The sequence below is a fragment of the Streptomyces sp. TLI_105 genome, from assembly GCF_900105415.1.
GTDB lineage: Bacteria > Actinomycetota > Actinomycetes > Streptomycetales > Streptomycetaceae > Streptomyces.
Window position 1 is genome coordinate 4788385 of sequence record NZ_FNSM01000001.1, and the last position, 21050, is coordinate 4809434.

Annotated in this window: 15 protein-coding genes and 1 pseudogene; 14 read left to right on the plus strand and 2 right to left on the minus strand. The window is 71.8% G+C overall.

Features of this window, described 5'->3' with window-relative positions; genetic code table 11:
• Window positions 1–87: 87 nt before the first annotated feature.
• The 11 genes and pseudogenes from BLW86_RS21985 to BLW86_RS22035 all read left to right on the plus strand — a co-directional run bounded on the left by BLW86_RS21985 (window position 88) and on the right by BLW86_RS22035 (window position 14373).
• A complete protein-coding gene (locus tag BLW86_RS21985; RefSeq protein ID WP_093875625.1) occupies window positions 88–1056 on the plus strand; it encodes a PDR/VanB family oxidoreductase in 969 nt (322 codons plus the stop codon).
• A gap of 104 nt (window positions 1057–1160) precedes the next feature.
• Window positions 1161–2558: an acyltransferase family protein gene (locus BLW86_RS21990; RefSeq protein ID WP_256341386.1), complete on the plus strand. Its 1398-nt coding sequence runs from the start codon at window positions 1161–1163 to the stop codon at window positions 2556–2558.
• Window positions 2555–3628, plus strand: coding sequence for a pyruvate dehydrogenase (acetyl-transferring) E1 component subunit alpha (gene pdhA, locus BLW86_RS21995; protein WP_256341387.1), 1074 nt, complete (start codon window positions 2555–2557; stop codon window positions 3626–3628). The genes BLW86_RS21990 and pdhA overlap by 4 nt, the downstream gene beginning before the upstream one ends.
• A 1-nt stretch (window position 3629) precedes the next feature.
• Window positions 3630–4652, plus strand: coding sequence for an alpha-ketoacid dehydrogenase subunit beta (locus BLW86_RS22000; protein ID WP_093875626.1), 1023 nt, complete (start codon window positions 3630–3632; stop codon window positions 4650–4652).
• A 43-nt stretch (window positions 4653–4695) separates the two neighbouring features.
• Entirely contained in the window at window positions 4696–6090 is a 1395-nt protein-coding gene (locus BLW86_RS22005) for a dihydrolipoamide acetyltransferase family protein (RefSeq protein WP_093878796.1), read from the plus strand.
• 53 nt (window positions 6091–6143) lie between these two features.
• Window positions 6144–8006: an acetolactate synthase large subunit gene (locus tag BLW86_RS22010; RefSeq protein WP_371129558.1), complete on the plus strand. Its 1863-nt coding sequence runs from the start codon at window positions 6144–6146 to the stop codon at window positions 8004–8006.
• A gap of 27 nt (window positions 8007–8033) precedes the next feature.
• Window positions 8034–8507 (plus strand): annotated as a pseudogene (ilvN, locus tag BLW86_RS22015) (acetolactate synthase small subunit); the annotation flags it as partial.
• A 77-nt stretch (window positions 8508–8584) separates the two neighbouring features.
• Window positions 8585–9592 (plus strand): ketol-acid reductoisomerase, encoded by a 1008-nt coding sequence (gene ilvC / locus BLW86_RS22020; protein WP_093875628.1) that lies wholly within the window; start codon window positions 8585–8587, stop codon window positions 9590–9592.
• The gene (locus BLW86_RS22025) at window positions 9589–11307 is read left to right on the plus strand and encodes an AMP-binding protein (protein ID WP_305632531.1); all 1719 of its coding nucleotides are present in this window, start codon (window positions 9589–9591) and stop codon (window positions 11305–11307) included. The genes ilvC and BLW86_RS22025 overlap by 4 nt, the downstream gene beginning before the upstream one ends.
• 252 nt (window positions 11308–11559) lie before the next feature.
• Window positions 11560–12786 carry a cytochrome P450 gene (locus tag BLW86_RS22030; RefSeq protein WP_093875629.1) on the plus strand — a complete coding sequence of 409 codons (1227 nt, stop codon included), beginning with the start codon at window positions 11560–11562 and terminating at the stop codon, window positions 12784–12786.
• 120 nt (window positions 12787–12906) lie between these two features.
• On the plus strand, window positions 12907–14373 hold the full coding sequence (locus tag BLW86_RS22035) for an MFS transporter (RefSeq protein WP_093875630.1): 1467 nt from the start codon (window positions 12907–12909) through the stop codon (window positions 14371–14373).
• 131 nt (window positions 14374–14504) lie between these two features.
• Here the strand turns inward: BLW86_RS22035 and BLW86_RS22040 are convergent, their stop codons facing one another.
• Window positions 14505–15215 (minus strand): DsbA family oxidoreductase, encoded by a 711-nt coding sequence (locus BLW86_RS22040; RefSeq protein ID WP_093875631.1) that lies wholly within the window; start codon window positions 15213–15215, stop codon window positions 14505–14507.
• Window positions 15216–15380: 165 nt separating this feature from the next.
• Between BLW86_RS22040 and BLW86_RS22045 the strand changes: the two genes are divergently transcribed.
• Window positions 15381–17090, plus strand: coding sequence for a class I adenylate-forming enzyme family protein (locus tag BLW86_RS22045; RefSeq protein ID WP_093875632.1), 1710 nt, complete (start codon window positions 15381–15383; stop codon window positions 17088–17090).
• A gap of 30 nt (window positions 17091–17120) precedes the next feature.
• Here the strand turns inward: BLW86_RS22045 and BLW86_RS22050 are convergent, their stop codons facing one another.
• Window positions 17121–18392 carry a M6 family metalloprotease domain-containing protein gene (locus BLW86_RS22050; protein WP_093875633.1) on the minus strand — a complete coding sequence of 424 codons (1272 nt, stop codon included), beginning with the start codon at window positions 18390–18392 and terminating at the stop codon, window positions 17121–17123.
• 293 nt (window positions 18393–18685) lie between these two features.
• Between BLW86_RS22050 and BLW86_RS22055 the strand changes: the two genes are divergently transcribed.
• Both BLW86_RS22055 and BLW86_RS22060 read left to right on the plus strand, forming a co-directional pair.
• Entirely contained in the window at window positions 18686–19348 is a 663-nt protein-coding gene (locus tag BLW86_RS22055) for a TetR/AcrR family transcriptional regulator (protein ID WP_093875634.1), read from the plus strand.
• A gap of 82 nt (window positions 19349–19430) precedes the next feature.
• Complete coding sequence (locus tag BLW86_RS22060) at window positions 19431–20960, plus strand: MFS transporter (RefSeq protein WP_093875635.1); 1530 nt, start codon at window positions 19431–19433, stop codon at window positions 20958–20960.
• Window positions 20961–21050: the final 90 nt, after the last annotated feature.

Below are 21050 nucleotides of genomic sequence, written 5' to 3' on the forward strand. Positions count from 1 at the left end.
GAGCGATCCGGGCCCCCTCCCGCAGGGGGCCCGTACCCCTTGCCCCCACCGATCCCCGGCCCCCGACGCCGGTAAGGAGGACGAGCCATGAGCACCACCGAGGAGAACCCGTTCGACCTGCTGGTACGCCGGATGACGTGGGAGGCCGACGACGTCCTGTCCGTCGAACTGGTGAGCCCCGACGGCAAACCGCTCCCGGACTGGGCGCCGGGCGCGCACATCGACCTGCACGCGGGTGACCAGATCCGGCAGTACAGCCTCTGCGGTGACCCCGCGGACACCACGTACTACCGCATCGCGGTCCTCAGGTCCCCCGAGTCGCGCGGCGGTTCCTCCTTCGTCCACGAGGAGCTGCGGCCCGGCGCGACCGTCACCGTGCGCGGCCCCCGCAACCACTTCGCGCTCGCCGACGCCGACGCGTACGTGTTCGTCGCCGGCGGCATCGGCGTCACCCCGCTGCTCACCCAGGCCCGCGAGGCCGGAGTGCGCGGCAAGCCCTGGCAGCTCTGGTACGCCGGCCGGTCCCGCTCCACGATGGCCTTCGGCGAGGAGCTCACCGCCCTCGCCGCACACAGCGGCACCGTGGAGCTGCACCCCAAGGACGAGCGCGGCCGCATGGACCTCCGACAGGTCCTCGGGCAGCTCCCCGAGGGCGCCCACGTCTACTGCTGCGGCCCGCAGGCCCTGATGGACGGCGCCCTGGAGGTCTGCGCGGAGCTCGGGATCGCCGACCGGCTGCACGTCGAGCGCTTCGCCGGCGTCGCCGTCCCGGCCCCCGAGGGCGGCGAGAGCTCCTTCGAGGTCGAGTGCGTCCGCTCCGGGCAGACCGTCACCGTCGGCCCCGACGAGTCGATCGTCGACGTCCTCGACGACGCCGGGATCTACGTGGACGCCTCCTGCCGCGAGGGCGTCTGCGGCACCTGTGAGACCGGTGTCCTCGACGGAGTCCCGGACCACCGGGACTCCCTGCTCAGCCCGGCGGAGCAGGAGGCCGGCGACGTGATGATGATCTGCGTCTCGCGATGCGCCTCGAAGCGCCTGGTCCTCGACATCTGAGGCACCGCCCTCCTCCGCACCCCCTCCTCCCCACCTCCAGCACGGCCCCGCACCCCTCACCAGCACCCCCTCCCATGCGCATCCATCCAAGGAGAGAGAGTTCCGTGAGCATCGAGAGCCTCACAAGAGCGGACACCGCCGCGTCCCCCGGTACCGGAAAGGGCGTCCCCGGCGGCACCCCGGCCGGCGGCGCACGTCCCGCGGAGGCGGCAGCGCCCCGCGTGAGCCGGCTGCCCACGCTGACCGGTCTGCGCTTCCCGGCCGCACTGCTGGTGTTCACCTTCCACGCGGTCCTGCCCTTCGCCAGCATCCGGATCTTCGCCGACTCCGGCGTGGAGCGCGGGATCTACCACTCCCTCAGCATGGTCGCGGGCCTCACCATGCCGTTCTGGTTCATGCTGAGCGGCTTCATCCTGATCTGGTCCGCCCGCGAGGGCGACACCGCCAAGGCGTTCTGGCGCCGCCGCTTCGCCAAGATCGTCCCGCCGTACCTCGTGGGGTGGATCCTCGCCCTGGTTCTCGTCAACGGTGTCGACGGCGCCCCCACCACCCCGACGCAGGGCGTCCTCAGCCTCTTCATGCTGCAGTCCTGGGTGCCGGACGTGCCCACCAACTTCGCCGTCAACAACGTGAGTTGGTCCCTCTCGGCCGAGGCGTTCTTCTACGCCGCCTTCCCGGCCCTGTTCCTGGTCCTCAAGAAGATCCCCGCGCACCGGCTCAAGTACTGGATCGGCGGCGTCATCGCCGCCATCGCCGCGACCCCGCTGGTCACGTACGCGATCATCCCCGTCGGTACCGCGGTCGTCCCCAACGAGCCCGGCCAGTCCGCCAACTACTTCTGGTTCGCCTACGTCCTGCCGGCCGGCCGGCTCCTCGACTTCGCGCTCGGCATGCTCGTCGGCCGCGCCGTCGTCCTCGGCCGCTGGCGCAACATCGGCATGGCCTGGTCGGGCCTGCTGCTCGCCGTCACCTACGTCGTCGGCCTGTACGTGCCGTGGCTCTGGGGCATCCGCCTGGTCTGCGTCATCCCGGCCGCCCTGCTGATCGCCGCCGGCGCCATCGCCGACAACGAGGACCGGTTCACGCTCTTCCGCAACCGGACGATGGTCTGGCTCGGCGAGATCTCCTTCGCCTTCTACCTGGTCCACTTCACGGTCCTGGAGTACACCCGCCACCTCCTCGGCGACCAGCTCTACGACACCCCCACCGCCCTGGGCATCCTCCTCGGCGAGCTCGGCGTCTCCGTCCTCCTCGCCTGGGCGCTGTACTCCTGGGTGGAGGTCCCGCTCACCCGCCGCTGGTCGCGCTCCCGCAAGGACCGGGAGGCCGCCGAGGCGGCGAAGGCCGCCAAGGCCGCGGCCGCCGCGAAGGTCGCCGCGTCGCGGGCCGCCGCCGCGACCGGACAGACCGCCGAGATCGAGCACGCTGCCGCCCCGACCGCTCCCGTGTCCGCCGCGACCGCTCCCGTGTCCGTCGGGTTCGACGGGAGGAAGGAGCTGTGAGCACCGACGCCGTCCAGCTGCTCACCCCCGAGGGCCGGCGCGTCCGGCACCCCGACTACGACATCGACCTCAGCCACGAGGAACTGCGCGGCCTCTACCGTGACATGGTCCTCGCCCGCCGGGTCGACGGCGAGGGCGTCACCCTCCAGCGCCAGGGCGAGCTCGGCCTGTGGCCCTCGCTGCTCGGCCAGGAGGCCGCCCAGGTCGGCTCCGCCCGCGCCCTCGGCGCCGGCGACCACGTCTTCCCCAGCTACCGCGACCACGCCGTCGCGCTCTGCCGGGAAGTGGACCCGGTGAACCTGCTCGCCATGTTCCGGGGCGTCAACAACGGCGGCTGGGACCCCACCGAGCGCGGCTTCCACCTCTACACCCTGGTCATCGGCTCGCAGACGCTGCACGCCACCGGCTACGCGATGGGCGTCGCCAAGGACGGTGACGAGACCGCCGTGATCGCCTACTTCGGCGACGGCGCCACCAGCCAGGGCGACGTCAGCGAAGCGTTCAACTTCGCCGCCGTCTACAACGCGCCGGTGGTGTTCTTCTGCCAGAACAACCAGTGGGCGATCTCCGAGCCCACCGAGCGCCAGACCCGCGTCCCGATCCACCGGCGCGCCGGCGGCTTCGGCTTCCCCGGCGTCCGCGTCGACGGCAACGACGTCCTCGCCTGCCTGGCCGTGACCAGGGCGGCCCTGGAGCGGGCCCGCCGCGGCGAGGGCCCGATGCTCGTCGAGGCCTTCACCTACCGCATGGGCGCCCACACCACCTCCGACGATCCCACCAAGTACCGGGACTCCGCCGAGGTGGAGATGTGGGCGGGCCGGGACCCGATCGCCCGTCTCAAGGCCCATCTGCTCGATCTCGGCGCCGCCGACGAGACGTACTTCGACGCCGTCGACCAGGAGGCCGGCGAGCTGGCGCAGGGCCTTCGCGAGCAGGTCCGCTCCATGCCCGCCCCCGACACCGAGGCGATCTTCGAGCACGTCTACGCGGCCCCGCACGCACTGGTCGACGAGGAGCGCGCCGCGTTCCGCCGCTACGAGGCGTCCTTCGCCGCCACAGGAGGGAACTGAGATGACGACCCTCACGGTCGCGCCCGCGACGGACGGGGTGCGCCCCGCGACGCGGACGCTGCCCCTGGGCCGGGCCGTCAACGAGGCGCTGCGCGCCGCCATGGAGCAGGATCCCAAGGTCCTGGTCATGGGCGAGGACGTCGGCCGGCTCGGCGGCGTCTTCCGGATCACCGACGGCCTGCAGAAGGACTTCGGCGAGAGCCGGGTGATGGACACCCCGCTCGCCGAGTCCGGCATCGTCGGCACCGCCATCGGCCTGGCCCTGCGCGGCTACCGGCCGGTGGTGGAGATCCAGTTCGACGGCTTCGTCTTCCCCGGGTACGACCAGATCGTCACCCAGCTCGCGAAGATGCACGCCCGCTCGCTGGGCCGGATCAAGCTGCCCGTCGTCATCCGGATCCCGTACGGCGGCGGCATCGGCGCGGTCGAGCACCACTCGGAGTCCCCCGAGGCCCTCTTCGCGCACGTCGCCGGCCTCCGGATCGTGTCCCCGTCGAACGCCTCCGACGCGTACTGGATGCTGCGGCAGGCGATCGCGTCCGACGACCCGGTCATCTTCTTCGAGCCCAAGCGTCGCTACTACGAGAAGGGCGAGGTCGACACGGAGACCGCCCCCGGCGACCCGCACCGCGCCCACGTGGTCCGCGAGGGCCGGGACGCCACGCTCCTCGCGTACGGGCCGACGGTGAAGACCTGCCTGGACAGCGCCGCCGAGGCGGAGCGCGAGGGCCACAGCCTGGAGGTGGTCGACCTGCGGTCGGTCTCCCCGATCGACTTCGACACCATCCAGGCGTCGGTCGAGAAGACCGGCCGGCTCGTCGTCGTCCACGAGGCTCCCGTCTTCTTCGGCTCCGGCGCGGAGATCGCCGCCCGGATCACCGAGCGCTGCTTCCACCACCTGGAGGCCCCGGTGCTCCGGGTCGGCGGCTACCACGCGCCGTACCCGCCGGCGCGCCTGGAGGACGAGTACCTGCCCGGCCTGGACCGCGTGCTCGACGCCGTCGACCGCTCGCTGGCGTACTGAGGAGAGAGCACCCGTGACCGAACAGCACGTCCGCGAGTTCACGATGCCCGACGTGGGCGAGGGGCTCACCGAGGCCGAGATCCTCACCTGGTACGTCAAGCCCGGCGACACCGTCACCGACGGCCAGGTGGTGTGCGAGGTCGAGACCGCGAAGGCCGCCGTCGAGCTGCCGATCCCGTACGACGGGGTGGTCCACGAGCTGCACCACCCGGAGGGCGCCACCGTCGACGTCGGCAGGCCGATCATCTCCGTGGCGACGGCCGCCGCGGCCCCGGTGGCCGCCGCGGCTCCCGCGGCCCCTTCCGCTCCCGCCCGGGAGCCGGTCCTGGTGGGCTACGGCGTCTCCGAGGGCCCGACCCGCCGCCGGCCGCGCAAGCAGGGGGCGGCCGTCACCGCCGTACCGGAACGGGAGCCGCGGCCGACGACGGCTCCCGCACCGGAGCCGCCGGTGGTGGCGTCGGTGGAGCCGGCGGTGGTGGAGCCGGTGGGGGCGGAACCGGCCGCCGCGCCGGCACGGCCGCTGGCCAAGCCGCCGGTGCGCAAGCTGGCCAAGGACCTCGGCGTGGACCTGGCGACGGTGACCCCCACCGGCCTCGACGGGATCATCAGCCGGGAGGACGTCCACCGCGCGGCGGCCCCGGCCCCGCAGCCGGAGCCCGAGCAGCGGTTCACCGTCCCGGAGCGGACGCCGGCCCCGGACCCGGCGGCGGCCCCGGTCGCGGAGGCTTCCGGCGGCGCCCGGGTGACCCGTATCCCCGTGAAGGGCGTACGGAGGGCCACGGCCCGGGCCATGGTGGCGAGTGCCTTCTCCGCCCCGCACGTCACCGAGTTCGTGACGGTCGACGTGACGCGCACGATGAAGCTCGTCGAGGAGCTGAGGTCCGACCCCGACATGGCCGGCCTCCGCGTCACCCCGCTCCTCCTCGTCGCGAAGGCGCTGCTCGTCGCGATCAAGCGCAATCCCGAGATCAACGCGTCCTGGGACGAGATGAACCAGGAGATCGTCATCCGCCACGACGTGAACCTGGGCATCGCCGCGGCCACCCCGCGCGGCCTCATCGTGCCGAACATCAAGGACGCCCACATCAAGACGCTTCCCCGCCTCGCCGGCGACCTCGGTGAGCTCGTGGCGGCGGCCAAGGAGGGCAAGACCCCGCCCTCGGCCATGGCGGACGGCACCGTGACCATCACCAACGTCGGCGTCTTCGGCGTCGACACCGGCACACCGATCCTCAACCCCGGGGAGGCGGCGATCCTCGCCGTCGGCGCCATCAGGCGCCGGCCCTGGGTGCACAAGGGAAAGATGAAGCCCCGTCAGGTCACCACTCTCGCCCTCTCCTTCGACCACCGGCTGGTCGACGGCGAGCTGGGCTCCAAGGTCCTCGCCGACGTGGCCGGGCTCCTTGAGCAGCCCAAACGGTTCCTGACCTGGGGATGAGACGCCTTCCGTCGACATGCCAGCAAACTCACCCAACGGCAGTGGGGATTCACATGACGAACGCCGTGCAACACAGCGCGGGGACCGACCGCTTGCCCGCCACCGCTCCGCCCCGGCCGGAAGGACGGTTCGACACCGCCGTCGAGCACGTCACGGGTGCGCAGTCCCTGATCCGCTCTCTCGAGGAAGTGGGCGCCGACACCGTCTTCGGCATCCCGGGCGGCGCGATCCTGCCCGCCTACGACCCGATGATGGACTCGCAGCGGGTGCGTCACATCCTGGTCCGGCACGAGCAGGGCGCCGGGCACGCGGCCACCGGTTACGCGCAGGCCACCGGCAAGGTCGGCGTCTGCATGGCGACCTCGGGTCCGGGAGCGACGAATCTGGTGACGCCGATCGCCGACGCGCACATGGACTCGGTCCCGCTGGTGGCGATCACCGGCCAGGTGGCCTCGAAGGCGATCGGTACGGACGCCTTCCAGGAGGCGGACATCTGCGGCATCACGATGCCGATCACGAAGCACAACTTCCTGGTGACCAGGGCCGAGGACATCCCGCGGACGATCGCGGAGGCCTTCCACATCGCCTCCACCGGCCGGCCGGGCCCGGTGCTGGTGGACATCGCCAAGGACGCGCTGCAGGCGAAGACCACCTTCAGCTGGCCGCCGCAGACCGATCTGCCCGGCTACCGGCCGGTGACCAAGCCGCACGCCAAGCAGATCCGTGAGGCCGCGAAGCTGATCACCGCCGCCAGGCGGCCGGTCCTGTACGTCGGCGGCGGCGTGATCAAGGCCGGTGCGACGGCCGAGCTGAAGATCCTCGCCGAGCTGACCGGCGCCCCGGTGACCACCACCCTGATGGCCCTCGGCGCGTTCCCGGACAGCCATCCGCTGCACGTGGGCATGCCGGGCATGCACGGGGCGGTCACCGCCGTCACCGCGCTGCAGAAGGCCGACCTGATCGTCGCCCTCGGCGCCCGTTTCGACGACCGGGTGACCGGCCGGCTGGACAGCTTCGCCCCGTACGCGAAGATCGTCCACGCGGACATCGACCCGGCCGAGATCGGCAAGAACCGTGCCGCCGACGTCCCGATCGTCGGGGACGCCCGGGAGGTCATCGCCGACCTGGTCCAGGCCGTCCAGGCCGAGCACAGCGAGGGCCACCGGGGCGACTACTCCGCCTGGTGGTCGGACCTGAGCCGCTGGCGGGAGACCTACCCGCTGGGCTACGACCTGCCGGAGGACGGTTCGCTGTCGCCGCAGCAGGTCATCCAGCGGATCGGGCAGCTCGCCCCGGCGGGCACGATCTTCGCGGCGGGGGTGGGTCAGCACCAGATGTGGGCGGCGCACTTCATCGACTACGAGCAGCCGGCCACCTGGCTGAACTCCGGCGGCGCCGGGACGATGGGCTACGCGGTCCCGGCCGCGATGGGCGCCAAGGCCGGCATGCCGGACCGCACGGTGTGGGCGGTCGACGGCGACGGCTGCTTCCAGATGACCAATCAGGAACTCACCACCTGTGCCCTGAACAACATTCCGATCAAGGTCGCCATCATCAACAACGGTGCCCTGGGCATGGTGCGGCAGTGGCAGACGCTGTTCTACAACCAGCGCTACTCGAACACGGTGCTGCACTCGGGTCCGGACGACGTCCGGGCGAACAGGGGCACCCGCGTGCCGGACTTCGTCAAGCTCTCGGAGGCGATGGGCTGTGTGGCCCTGCGCTGTGAGGACCCGGCGGATCTGGACAAGGTCATCGCCGAGGCCAACGCGATCAACGATCGTCCGGTCGTGATCGACTTCATCGTCCACGAGGACGCGCAGGTGTGGCCGATGGTGGCCGCCGGCACCTCCAACGACGAGGTCATGGCCGCGCGGGGCGTCCGCCCCGACTTCGGCGACGGCGAAGACGACTGAAGAAGACGGAGAGAAAGGGAAACCACCATGTCCACCCATACGCTCTCGGTCCTCGTCGAGAACAAGCCGGGCGTCCTCGCCCGCACCACGTCCCTCTTCGCACGCCGGGGCTTCACCATCGACTCCGTCTCCGAGGGCACGACGCAGGACCCCGCCGTCTCCCGCATCACGATCGTCGTGGACGCGGAGGTCTGCCCGCTGACCCAGGTCGTGCGGCAGATCGGCAAGCTGGTCAACGTCCTGAAGGTCGTCGAACTGGAGCCGGGCTCGGCGATCCGCCGCGAGCTGGTCCTCGTGAAGGTCCGCGCCTGCCACGACACCCGCTCGCAGGTCGTCGACCTCGTGAAGCTCTTCCGCGCCCGGATCGTGGACGTCTCGCCCGAGGCCGTCACGATCGAGGCGACCGGCACCCGCGACAAGCTCGACGCGCTGCTCACGATGCTCGGTCCGTTCGGCATCGCCGAGCTCGTCCAGTCCGGCACCGTCGCCATCGGCCGCGGTCCCGACGTCCTGAGCGCCTCCTCGTACCCCTCCCCCTCCCATCCGCCCGTTCCCTTCCCGATCCAAGGAGAATCCCCGTGGCCGAGCTCTTCTACGATTCCGACGCCGACCTCTCGACCATCCAGGGCCGTAAGGTCGCGGTGATCGGTTACGGCAGCCAGGGCCACGCCCACGCGCTGTCGCTCCGTGACTCCGGAGTCGACGTCCGCGTCGGTCTGCACGAGGGCTCGAAGTCCAAGGCCAAGGCCGAGGAGCAGGGCCTGCGGGTCGTGACTCCCGCCGAGGCCGCCGCCGAGGCCGACGTCATCATGATCCTCATCCCGGACCCGATCCAGGCCCAGGTCTACGAGGAGTCCATCGCCCCCCATCTGACGGACGGCAAGGCCCTCTTCTTCGCCCACGGCTTCAACGTCCGCTTCGGCTTCATCAAGCCCCCGGCCGGCGTCGACGTCGCCCTGGTCGCCCCGAAGGGCCCGGGCCACCTGGTCCGCCGTCAGTACGAGGAGGGCCGCGGCGTCCCGTGCATCGCGGCCGTCGAGCAGGACGCGACGGGCAACGCCTTCGACCTGGCGCTGTCGTACGCCAAGGCCATCGGCGGCACCCGCGCCGGCGTCATCAGGACGACCTTCACCGAGGAGACCGAGACCGACCTGTTCGGCGAGCAGGCCGTCCTCTGCGGTGGCACCGCGGCGCTGGTGAAGGCGGGCTTCGAGACCCTGACCGAGGCCGGCTACCAGCCGGAGATCGCCTACTTCGAGTGCCTGCACGAGCTGAAGCTCATCGTCGACCTCATGTACGAGGGCGGCCTGGAGAAGATGCGCTGGTCGGTCTCCGAGACCGCCGAGTGGGGCGACTACGTCACCGGTCCGCGGATCATCACCGAGGCCACCAAGGCCGAGATGAAGAAGGTCCTCGCGGAGATCCAGGACGGCACCTTCGCCAAGGAGTGGATGGCCGAGTACCACGGCGGCCTGAAGAAGTACGACGAGTACAAGACCCAGGACGCCAACCACCTCCTGGAGACCACCGGCAAGGAGCTGCGCAAGCTCATGAGCTGGGTGAACGACGAGGAGAAGGCCGCGTGACCGCCTCCGACACCCTGGTCGGGGCCGGCCCCGGAACCGCCGCCACGGCCGAGTTCCGGGCGGCCCGTGACTTCCTCCTCGCCCGGCGCGGCGACTACCGGGCCGCGTACGAGGGCTTCGTCTGGCCCCGGCCCGAGCACTTCAACTGGGCGCTCGACTGGTTCGACGTGATCGCCGAGGGCAACGAGCGCACCGCCCTGCACATCGTGGAGGAGGACGGCCGCGAGTCCCGGCACTCCTTCGCCCGCCTCTCCGCCCGCTCCTCGCGGCTCGCGGGCTGGCTGCGCGCCCAGGGCGTCCGGGCCGGCGACCGGATCCTCGTGATGCTCGGCAACCAGGTGGAGCTGTGGGAGACCGCCCTCGCGGCGATGAAGCTGGGGGCCGTCCTCACCCCGGCGACCCCGCAGCTGGGTCCGGTGGACCTGCGCGACCGGATCGAGCGGGCCCGGGTGGAGCACGTCGTCGTGCGGGCGGCGGACCGGGCGAAGTTCGACGAGGTGCCGGGGTCGTACACCCGGATCCTGGCCGGCGGCACCCCGGCCGACGCGGCCGCGGGCTGGCTTCCGTACGAGCGCTTCGAGGCGTACGGGGGCGGGTTCGAGCCCGACGGGCCGACCCGCGCCGACGACCTGCTGATGCTCTACTTCACCTCCGGGACGACCTCGGCGCCGAAGCTGGTGGAGCACACCCATCTCTCGTACCCCGTCGGTCACTTGTCGACCATGTACTGGATCGGGCTGCGCCCCGGGGACGTGCACCTGAACATCTCCTCGCCTGGCTGGGCCAAGCACGCCTGGTCCAACCTCTTCGCGCCGTGGAACGCCGAGGCGACCGTCTTCGTGTTCAACTACGAGCGGTTCGACGCGACCCGGCTGATGTTCGAGATGGACCGGGTGGGGGTCACCTCCTTCTGCGCCCCGCCCACCGTGTGGCGGATGCTCATCCAGTCCGACCTCGGCCGGCTGAGGACGCCGCCGCGCGAGGCGGTGGGGGCGGGGGAGCCGCTCAACCCCGAGGTGATCGAGCGGGTCCGGGACGCCTGGGGCGTGACCGTCCGGGACGGCTTCGGGCAGACCGAGATGAGCCTGGCCATCGGCAACTTCCCCGGCCAGGAGCTCGTCCCCGGCTCCATGGGGCACCCCGCGCCCGGCTTCACGGTGACGCTGCTCGACGCGTCGGGGGCGCCGGCCGACGAGGGCGAGATCTGCCTCGACCTGTCGGGCCCGGCCCGCCCGGTGGGCCTGACGACGGGGTACCACGGCGACTGGGAGCGTACGGGCGAGGCCATGGCGGGCGGCTTCTACCGCACCGGTGACATCGGCCGCCGTGAGGCGGACGGCCGGATCACCTACGTGGGCCGCTCGGACGACGTCTTCAAGGCGTCCGACTACAAGATCAGCCCGTTCGAGCTGGAGAGCGTGCTCCTGGAGCACGAGGCGGTCGCGGAGGCGGCCGTCGTCCCGGCGCCCGACCCGCTGCGGCTCGCCGTCCCGAAGGCGTACGTGGTCCTCGCGGACGGCTTCGAGCCGGGTCCGGACACGGCCGAGAGCCTCTTCGCGTACGCGCGGGAGGCGTTGGCCCCGTACAAGCGGATCCGGCGCATCGAGTTCGCCCCGCTGCCGAAGACCGTGTCGGGCAAGATCCGCCGTGTCGAGCTGCGGGCGGCGGCCACGGGCGGTTCCTCGGCGGAGTACCGCGACAGCGACTTCCGCTGATCGCGGGTCGAGCCGGAGCGGGTCCGGTCGAGCCGGGTCGCGCCGGACCGGGTCCGGTCGGCGCAAGTCAAGTCAGCTGATTCGGAGCGGGTTTGGCAAGTTGCCAAACCCGCTCCCGGGCGCCCCGCTCGACAAAGGTTACCGAACGGTAGCTATGTAATCTCGCGATAAGCGAGTCGCGAGATCCGAGTTCCGAGCTCCGAATTCCGAGTTCCTCCTTCCCCTCTGATCCCTCTCAAGGACGGTCAAGTCATGTCAGCGGAAACCCTGTCCGTGCCGGAGTCCTCCGAGGTCCCGTTCATCAACGTCATCGACCCCGAGTTCCGCTTCGACCTGCCCGAGGTCGTCCGGGCCCAGGCCGCGGGCTGGTACGCCGAGACCCCGCTCGGCATGCTCGTCCTGCGCCACGCCGAGGCGTCGGAGCTGGTCCGGGACGGCCGGCTGACCCACAACGGCACCGGCTTCATGGAGCAGAACGGCATCAGCGGCGGCCCCGTCTACGACTGGTTCGTCAACGGCCTGGTGAACCAGGACGGCGACAGCCACCGCCGACTGCGCGGACTCGTCGGCCGCGCGTTCACCCCGCGCATGCTGGAGAACCTGCGCCCGGTCATCAAGCAGGCCGCCGAGCGCCTCGCCGACGAGATCGCCGCCAAGGACGAGGTCGACTTCTTCGAGGCGTTCGCCGACGCGCTGCCGCTGACCGTCATGTCCGAGCTGCTCGGCGTGCCGGCCGAGGACTACCCGCGCTTCAGCAACTGGAGCTCGGAGATCGGCCTCGTCTTCAGCCTCGCCCTGGGCGGCGACATACCGGGTCGCGTAGAGGCCGCCGTCGTCGGCCTCTACGAGTACGTGGACGCCCTCATGGCCAAGAAGGCCGAGGCGCCGACCCAGGACCTCATCTCCGCCCTCGTCACCGCCCAGAAGGAGGACGTCGACGGAGCCAGGGTCAGCCTCGAGGAGCTCCGCAACCTCGTCGTCACCATGGTGTTCGCCGCGCACGACACCACGCGCCTCCAGCTGGCCAACGCCATGGTCACCTTCTCCGAGCACCCCGACCAGTGGGTCCTGCTCCGCGAGCGCCCCGAGCTCGCCCCGCGGGCGGTCGAGGAGGTCATGCGCTGGCGCCCCTCCTCCAACGCCGTGTACCGCTACGCCGCCGAGGACATCGAGTTCCGCGGGCAGCACATCCCCGAGGGCACGATGTTCATGATCGGCGTGCAGGCGGTGCAGCGCGACCCGCTCGCCTACCCCGGCGGTGACGTCTTCGACATCACGGCGGACCGCAAGACGGCCGTGATGCAGTTCGGCGGCGGCCCGCACTACTGCCTGGGCGCCCCCCTCGCCCGGATGGAGATCACGGAGGCGCTGCCCGCGCTCGCCCGCCGCCTCGGCGCCCCGAAGGTCGTCGGCGACGTCACCTGGCGCCCCGCGATCGGCATCACCGGCCCCAACGAACTTCAGCTGCGCTTCGGCTGATCCCTCGTCACGGATGCCCCAGGGTGTCTCCGCGCAGACCGCTCGACTGCGCGGCGGCGCCCCGCCCGCCGTGCACGAACCCCCCCGGAAAAGAAAGTCCATGAAGACCATGGAGGTCTTGTGACCACGTCGACACCGGCAAAGAAGACAGGACTCGTCCTGTTCCTGCTGGCCTTCTCCCAGTTCATCATCAGCGTCGACCTCAACATCGTCTACGTCGCGCTGCCCGACATCGGCATCGACCTCGGCTTCTCGGCCCAGTCGCTGCAATGGGTCGTCTCCGCCTATGCGGTGGCCTTCGGCGGTCTGCTGCTCTTCGGCGGCCGCGCGGTCGACCGCATCGGTGCCCGCCGGCTCTTCATGACCGGCCTCACCTTCTACGCGGTCGCCTCGCTCGCCGGCGGTCTCGCCACCACCCAGGGCGTCCTCATCGGCGCCCGTCTCCTCCAGGGCGTCGGCGGCGCGCTGCTCTTCCCGGCGGTGCTCGCCCTGATCGCCACCTCCTTCGAGGGCGCCCAGGTCACCAAGGCGTTCGCCGCCTGGGGCGCCGCCGGCTCGCTCGGCCTCGCGGCCGGCGCGCTGCTCGGCGGTGTGCTGACCGACCTGGTCTCCTGGCGCTGGATCTTCTTCATCAACATCCCGCTGGCGCTGATCGCCCTGATCCCGGCCCCGGGTGCGATCCGCCCGGACGGGCCGGCGAACCTCTCCAAGGGCTTCGACATCCCGGCCGCGCTGCTCGCCACGATCGGCGTCTCCGCGATCGTCACCGGCCTGGTGACCGGTCCCGACGAGGGCTGGACCTCCCGTCTCACCCTCGGTTCCCTGATCGTCGGCGCCGTCCTGCTCGTCGCCTTCTTCGTCACCGAGGCGAAGACCGCCAACCCGCTCATGCCGCTCCGGCTCCTGAAGAACCGGCCGCTGGTCGTCGCCATGGCCGTCCTCTTCGTCTTCCAGACGGCGCTGGCCGGCGCGTACTACGCCTTTACCACCTACGTGCAGCCGATCCTCGGCTACACCGCGATCCAGGCGGGCCTCGCCTTCCTGCCGCTCACGCTGGTCTCGATCATCGGCTCGGGCAAGCTCGCGCCGAAGTTCATGGAGCGGTACGGCGCGCGCGTCACGCTGTCGACCGGCATGATCGTCAACGCCGCCGGCATCGCGGTGACCGTCCTCGGCATGTCCGTCGGCGGTTCCTTCTACGCCCTGCTGCCCGGCTCCGTCATCTGGGGCATCGGCGGCGGTCTCGTCTTCGTCTCCGTCTTCGCCTCCGCCAGCTCGGGCGTCGGCCCGGAGGAGCAGGGCGTGGCGAGCGCGATGGCCTCGACCGCGCAGCAGGTCGGCGGTGCGGTGGGCCTCGCGTTCCTGGTGGCGATCGCCAACTCCACCTTCTCCGGCACCTACGCGGAGGCCGCGAAGGCGGACATCCTGTCGGGCCTGCACCTGGCCGGCTACATCGGCGCCGGCCTCCTGGTCCTGGGCGGCCTCCTCGCCCTGGCCCTGAAGAAGGACTCGCCGTCGGCCGCCGTCAAGGTCGAGGGCAGCGACCTGTCCGAGTCCGAGAAGGCGCCGCAGCACGCGAACGGCTGAGCGGGGTCACCCCGTGCGTCGTAGACGGCGCCGTGCTCCTCCCTTCCGGAGCACGGCGCCGTCCGCCGTTCCCCCACAGACGCCAGGGGCGGCCTTCCCGAGGGAAGGCCGCCCCTGGCGTCTCTCGCGTCTCAGTGGGGAACGGGGCACCCGTCCGGACCGCACGCGTGGGCGTCGTCGGCGCCGTCGACGAGCTGGAGCGGGGAGCGGTCGCCCCAGGCCTGGGTCAGGGCCCGGGTGAACGCCTCGGTGGACTGGGCGCCGGAGACGCCGTACTGCCGGTCGAAGACGAAGAACGGCACGCCGGAGACCCCCAGCTGGGAGGCCTCGCGCTCGTCGGCGCGGACCTCGTCGGCGTAGGCGTTCGGGGCGGCGAGCACGCTCCGGGCGGCGTCGGCGTCGAGCCCGACCTCGACGGCGAGCGCGACGAGCCGCTCGTCGTCGGCGAAGATCGACTCCTCCTCGGCGAAGTTGGCCCGGTAGAGGGCCTTCACGAGCTCGTGCTGCTTGCCGCGGGCCTTGGCGAAGTGCAGCAGCCGGTGGATGTGGAAGGTGCTCCCGTGGTCGCGCCCGGCGACGTACGGCAGTCCCTCGTCGGCGGACTGGATGGTGAGGTTCCGCTCGTTGGCGAGCGCCTGCGCCTCGGTCCACCCCTTCCCCTTCATGAGCACCTTGATGATGGGCTCCACGTCCCCCTTGGCCCGCCCCGGCTCCAACTCGTACGACTTGTGCACCACTTCGACGCCGGCGCGGTGCGGGAAGACGGCCAGCGCCTTCTCGAACCGGGCCTGGGCGACGTAGCACCAGGGGCAGGTGATGTCCGACCAGATCTCTACCTTCACGGTGGTTGCCTCTCTGCAGGAACGACGAACGTCGACCACGGACAGTTCTGCCGAATCAAACGGGGAGAACCACCTCATCCTTCCGGTCCGCCGTCCCGAACGGGGTCTTCGGTCCGATCGCTCCCCACCGGCCCGTCATGGACATCGACCACCGATCCGGGAAGGATGACGGGCGGTCGCCGGGCTCAGCCGGCGGCCGATCGTGTTCTCCGGTCCGGACAGGAGGTCCTCGTGGCGACGACAGGCGGGGTGGAGCGGCTCTGCGCGCCCGGGGCGCCCTTCGAGGTCGAGGACGGGGTGTACGCCGGCGGCCCGCGGACGCTGCGGGAGTTCGTCGAGGTGACCTGGGCCCACGGGGACCGGACGTTCCTCGTGGCCGAGGGCGTGCGGATGACCTATCGGGAGTTCTTCGACGCCGCCTGCGGGCTCGCGCGCCGGCTCGTCGGGGAGTACGGGCTGCGGCCGGGGGACCGGGCCGTCGTGGCCATGCGGAACCTGCCCGAGTGGCAGATCGCCTTCTGGGCCGCGCAGCTCGCCGGGCTCGTCGCCGTCCCGCTCAACGCCTGGTGGACCGAGGACGAGTTCGCGTACGCGCTCGACGACTGCTCGCCCGGTGTGCTGCTCGTCGACGGGGAGCGGGTCGGGCGGGTGCGGGAGTGGGCCGTGCGCAGCGGCGTGCCGGGGATCGTCTTCCGGGGGGAGGCCGAGGAGGGGTTCGTCGCGTACGTCGCCGACACCGATCCGCTGCTCGGGCCGCCGCCCGTCGACGTCCTGCCCGAGCACGACGCCACCATCATCTACACCTCCGGCACCACCGGGCGGCCCAAGGGGGCCGTCGCCACGCACCGCGCGCAGGCCGGGGCCGCCATGAACCCGCGGTACTTCGCCGCCGCCGCGGCCCTCGCGCGCGGGGAGGTGCCGGGGACGGGGCCGGCGATGGTGTCCCTGACCGCGTTCCCGTTCTTCCACGTCGCCGCGTTCACGTCGTTCTACGCCGTCATGGCGGCCGGCGGGACCCTGGTGATGATGCGGAAGTGGGACGCAGGGCGCGCACTCGCACTGATCCGGGACGAGGGCGTCACCCACTTCGCCGGGGTCCCCACCACCGCGCTCCAGCTGCTCGACCTCGCTCGGAGCACCGGGGACCCGCTGACGAGCCTCACGCTCCTGAGCACCGGGGGCGCCGCCGCCCCGCCCGGGATCGTCGCGGGGCTCACCGAGGGGTACGGGGAGCGGATCGAGCCCCGGAACGGGTACGGGCTGACCGAGACCTGCGGCGGGGTCCTGTCGAACGTCGGCGCCGAGTACCGGGCCCGCCCCGGGAGCGTCGGCCGGCCCTCGCCCGTCACCGAGGTCCGCGTCGAGCGGCCCGACGCCGAGGGCGTGGGGGAGCTGTGGCTGCGCGGACAGTCCCTGATCCGCGGGTACTGGGGGAACGAGGCCGCCACCCGCGCCGCCTTCACCGAGGACGGCTGGTTCCGGACCGGCGACCTCGCCCGCGTCGACGCGGAGGGGCGGGTGGATGTCGTCGACCGGCTCACCGACATGGTGATCCGCGGCGGCGAGAACGTGTACTGCGTCGAGGTCGAGGGCGTGCTGCACGAGCACCCGGACGTCGTCGACGCCGCCGTGCTGGGGATGCCGCATCCGCTGCTCGGGGAGGAGGTCGTGGCGGTCGTGCGGCTGCGCCCGGGCGCGGACGCGGGCGCCGGGGCGACCGAGGCGCTGCGGGCGCACGTGGGGACGCGCCTCGCCGCCTTCAAGGTGCCCGCCCGGATCCTCGTACGGACGGAGGAACTGCCCCGGAACCCGACGGGGAAGATCCTCAAGCGGGAGCTGCGGGACGCGGTCGCCGGAGCCCTCGACGTCGGGTGATCCGGCGCCGTCCCGTGCCGGGCGGAGACCTCACCGCCGGGTGATCCGGACCCGGTACGTGCCGCTCTCGTCCTCGTCGAGGACGGTGATCCGGATGCCGTTGGCGTGGTCCGTGAAGGTCTCGCCGGGGCGGTACGGGGCGTCCGACAGCTCCGCGTGGACGTTGGCCCGGCGGGTGCAGCCCCCGCTGGCCCGGTCGCTGTCGGCCACGGTCACCGGGCCGTGGCCGGTGTCCACGTCGGACTCCACCCGGTAGACGAGGACCCCCTGCTCGCAGACGGCCTCGTCGTTGCCGTCCTTGCTGCGGACCTCGACGGCGTATCCGGAGGTGCCGGAGAGCGGGACGAAGGCGAGCTTGGGGCCTCCGGGGACCGTGAGCGGGGTGAGGCTGTAGTCCCCGGTCCCGGGTTTCGACGCGCAGCTGACCTGGTCGTTGTCGAGCCAGCCCAGCTTCCACTTGTGCCAGCCGAGGAGGTCGTTGTTGGCGCCCCAGTCCTCGGACATGATGTCCCAGTGCCCGACGGTGCCGCCGCCGTCCGAGGTGTAGAGGTCGGGCAGGCCGAAGACGTGGCCGTTCTCGTGGGGCAGGACGCGGTAGCCGGTCTCGGCGAAGCTGCCGGAGCCGTCGTCCTGACGGCTGTAGACGAAGGACGTGTTGGCGAGCGGCACGCCGTCGGCGTAGGGGGCGTCGTCGTTGCCGGAGAAGGTCACGGACAGGACGGTGTCGAGGGCGGAGGGCCCGGCGTTCGGGGTGACGAGGACGTTGACCAGGTCGTAGGCGCTGAAGTCCACCCGCGGGTCGGCGGTCTTCACGATGTCCTCGACGAGGGAGCGGTAGCCCGGTTCGTACGGTGAGCCGCGCTCGATGCCGTACGAGGAGAACGGCCGGGGCATCCGCAGCCAGTCGGGTATCGGCGCCTCGGCCCGGTAGTGCAACCGCCCGTACGAGCTGGTGCGGAACCAGTCGGCGGTCTGCGGGAAGAACTCCCGGAAGCGGCCCATCGCCGTGCCGTCCCCGGGGGCGTCCGGGAAGTCGATCATCAGGTTGAGGGCCCTGACGCGGCCCGTGGAGCGCACGTATCCGGGGGCGGTGGGCAGCCCCTCCGACATCTGCACGCCCATCGTGGTGGCGATGCGGCACGGTCCCAGCTGGGCGCCGGTCGGCGCGGCGGCCACGGGCCCCGCGGAGGCGGGGGCGGGCCCGGGGAGGGTGGTGCTCGCCGAGGCGAGCAGGGTGAGGGAGAGCGCCGTGGCCGCCGCCAGGGCGACGGGTCTGCGTATCCGTCGGCGGGGGTGCTGCATACGTCGCCTCTCCGGTGGGGGCAGGTCGGCGCCGCGACCCCTTCCGCGGGTCCGGGCTGTGCGATCAGCCTGGGGCGCGGGCTCCGGGCGCGCGCGCCGGGTGGCCCGATCGTGGGTATTCCACGGAGCCTGGACCTTGTGAGGCAGGTCACAGGAAAGTCGGGAAATAACCGGGGACTGAGTCCCCGTTTACGCCTGTGTCGAAGCAAGTGGGGACTCACTCCCCGGATGAATCCGGACGACCCCCTGACGCACCCCGATGTACCCCTGGATGACTGTGAGGAGGCCGTGGCGTGACCAGTACCCCCGGCACCGCGCCCGCCCGCCGCGTACCCCGCCCGCGGGCCGACGCCCTGCGCAACCGCGAGCGGCTCGTGACGGCGGCCCGCGAGATGTTCGTCGAGTTCGGCTGCCAGGTGCCGTACGACGAGGTCGCGCGCCGGGCCGGCGTCGGGAACGCCACGCTCTACCGGAACTTCCCCGAGCGCGCCGACCTCGTCCACGAGGTCGTCCTCTCGCTCATGGGCCGCGTCATCGAGGTCGCCGAGCGGGCCGCCGAGGAGGAGGACGACACCTTCGCCGCCCTCCGCCGCTTCGTCCACGGCGCCGCCGACGAGCGCGTCGGGGCCCTGTGCCCGATGCTCGAGGGCGACTTCGACAAGGACCACCCCGACCTGATCGCCGGGCGCGACCGCCTGGGGGAGGCCGTCCAGGGCCTCGTCGAGCGGGCGCAGCGGGCCGGCCGGATGCGCGCCGACGTGGGTCTCGGAGACCTGATGGTGGCGCTCTCCCAGCTGACCCGCCCGCTGCCCGGCACGGGCTGCGACTCCTTCGACCGGTTCGTCCACCGCCACCTGCAGATCTTCCTCGACGGCCTGGAGCTGCCCGCCCGCTCCGAGCTGCCCGGGAAGGCCGCGACCCTGGAGGACCTGAGGCGCGACTCCTGTCCGTCGTGACCCGACCTGACCCACGCCTTACGTAACCCGCACTTCCTTACGTCCTTTTCTCACCAGTACGCGCCAAGAGGTGGCTACCCCCATGCCGAAAATCCCCGAGACGACCGCGGTCCAGGCCGACCCCGGCCGCTGGAAAGCCCTGATCTTCATCGCCCTCGCCCAGCTGATGGTCGTGCTCGACGCGACGATCGTGAACATCGCCCTGCCCTCCGCCCAGCAGGACCTCGGGATCTCGGACGGCAACCGGCAGTGGGTCATCACCGCCTATGCCCTCGCCTTCGGCGGTCTGCTCCTCTTCGGCGGCCGCATAGCCGACCTGTGGGGCCGCAAGCGGACCTTCGTCACCGGTCTGATCGGCTTCGCCGCCGCCTCCGCCCTGGGCGGGGCCGCGACCGGCGAGGCGATGATGCTCGGCGCCCGCGCGCTCCAGGGCGCCTTCGGCGCGCTCCTCGCGCCCGCCGCGCTCTCGCTGCTCGCCGTGACCTTCACCGACGCCAAGGAGCGCGCGAAGGCCTTCGGCATCTACGGCGCGATCGCCGGTGGCGGCGGCGCCGTGGGCCTGATCCTCGGCGGCTTCCTCACCGAGTACCTGAACTGGCGCTGGACCTTCTTCGTCAACATCCCGTTCGCCATCGTGGCCGCCGTCGGCGCGTACCTCGTCGTCCGTGAGCCCGCGGGCGGCCGCAACCGCTCGCCGCTCGACATCCCCGGCGTGATCCTCTCCACCCTCGGCCTGGTCTCGCTCGTCTACGGCTTCACCCGCGCCGAGTCCGCCGGCTGGAGCGACGCCGGCACGATCGGCCTCTTCGTCGCCTCCGGCGTGCTGCTCCTCTCCTTCGCGCTCACCGAGTCGCGGGTCAAGTCCCCGCTGCTGCCGCTGCGCGTCGTGTCCGACCGCAACCGCGGGGGTGTCTACCTGTCACTGGGTCTCGCCGTCATCGCGATGTTCGGCCTGTTCCTCTTCCTGACGTACTACCTCCAGGTCGTGAAGGGGTACTCGCCGGTCAAGACGGGCTTCGCGTTCCTGCCGATGATCGTGGGCATGATCACGGGCTCGACCCAGATCGGCACGCGCCTGATGACCCGCGTCCCGCCGCGGTTCCTGATGGCTCCGGGCTTCCTGACCGCCGGCGTCGGCATGCTGCTCCTCACCCAGCTGGAGATCGGCACCTCGTACGCCGGGCTGATCCTGCCCGCGCAGCTGCTCCTCGGCCTGGGCATGGGCACGGCGTTCATGCCGGCCATGTCGCTCGCGACGCTGGGCGTGGACCCGCGGGACGCCGGTGTGGCCTCCGCGATGGTCAACACCTCGCAGCAGGTCGGCGGCGCCATCGGCACGGCCCTGCTGAACACGATCGCCGCCTCGGCGACCACCGCCTACGTGACCGACCACGCCGCCGGCGCGACCACCCCGGCCGCGCAGAAGCTGCTCCAGCTCCAGGGCATGGTCGAGGGATACGCGGCGGCCATCTGGTGGGCGGTCGGCATCCTGGTCGTCTCGGCCACGATCGCCTTCGTGTTCATCAACACCGGCAAGCCGGGGAACGGCCCGGTCGCCCGGTCCGGCGAGGGCGCGCAGGACGAGGTGAAGATCCCGGTCGTCGCCCACTGACGGCCCTCCCCGCCTTCGGGCACGCGTCTGCCCCGGCTCCGCTTCTCGGCGGAGCCGGGGCAGACCCGTTTCCCGATCCTGTTTCCCGGT

Excerpts from the sequence above, each read along its gene's own strand:
- BLW86_RS21985 (WP_093875625.1), top strand. The coding sequence starts at position 88 with ATGAGCACCACCGAGGAGAACCCGTTCGACCTGCTGGTACGCCGGATG.
- BLW86_RS22000 (WP_093875626.1), top strand. The coding sequence starts at position 3,630 with ATGACGACCCTCACGGTCGCGCCCGCGACGGACGGGGTGCGCCCCGCG.
- BLW86_RS22005 (WP_093878796.1), top strand. The coding sequence starts at position 4,696 with ATGCCCGACGTGGGCGAGGGGCTCACCGAGGCCGAGATCCTCACCTGG.
- BLW86_RS22010 (WP_371129558.1), top strand. The coding sequence starts at position 6,144 with ATGACGAACGCCGTGCAACACAGCGCGGGGACCGACCGCTTGCCCGCC.
- BLW86_RS22030 (WP_093875629.1), top strand. The coding sequence starts at position 11,560 with ATGTCAGCGGAAACCCTGTCCGTGCCGGAGTCCTCCGAGGTCCCGTTC.
- BLW86_RS22045 (WP_093875632.1), top strand. The coding sequence starts at position 15,381 with ATGACGGGCGGTCGCCGGGCTCAGCCGGCGGCCGATCGTGTTCTCCGG.
- BLW86_RS22050 (WP_093875633.1), bottom strand. The coding sequence starts at position 18,392 with ATGCAGCACCCCCGCCGACGGATACGCAGACCCGTCGCCCTGGCGGCG.
- BLW86_RS22060 (WP_093875635.1), top strand. The coding sequence starts at position 19,431 with ATGCCGAAAATCCCCGAGACGACCGCGGTCCAGGCCGACCCCGGCCGC.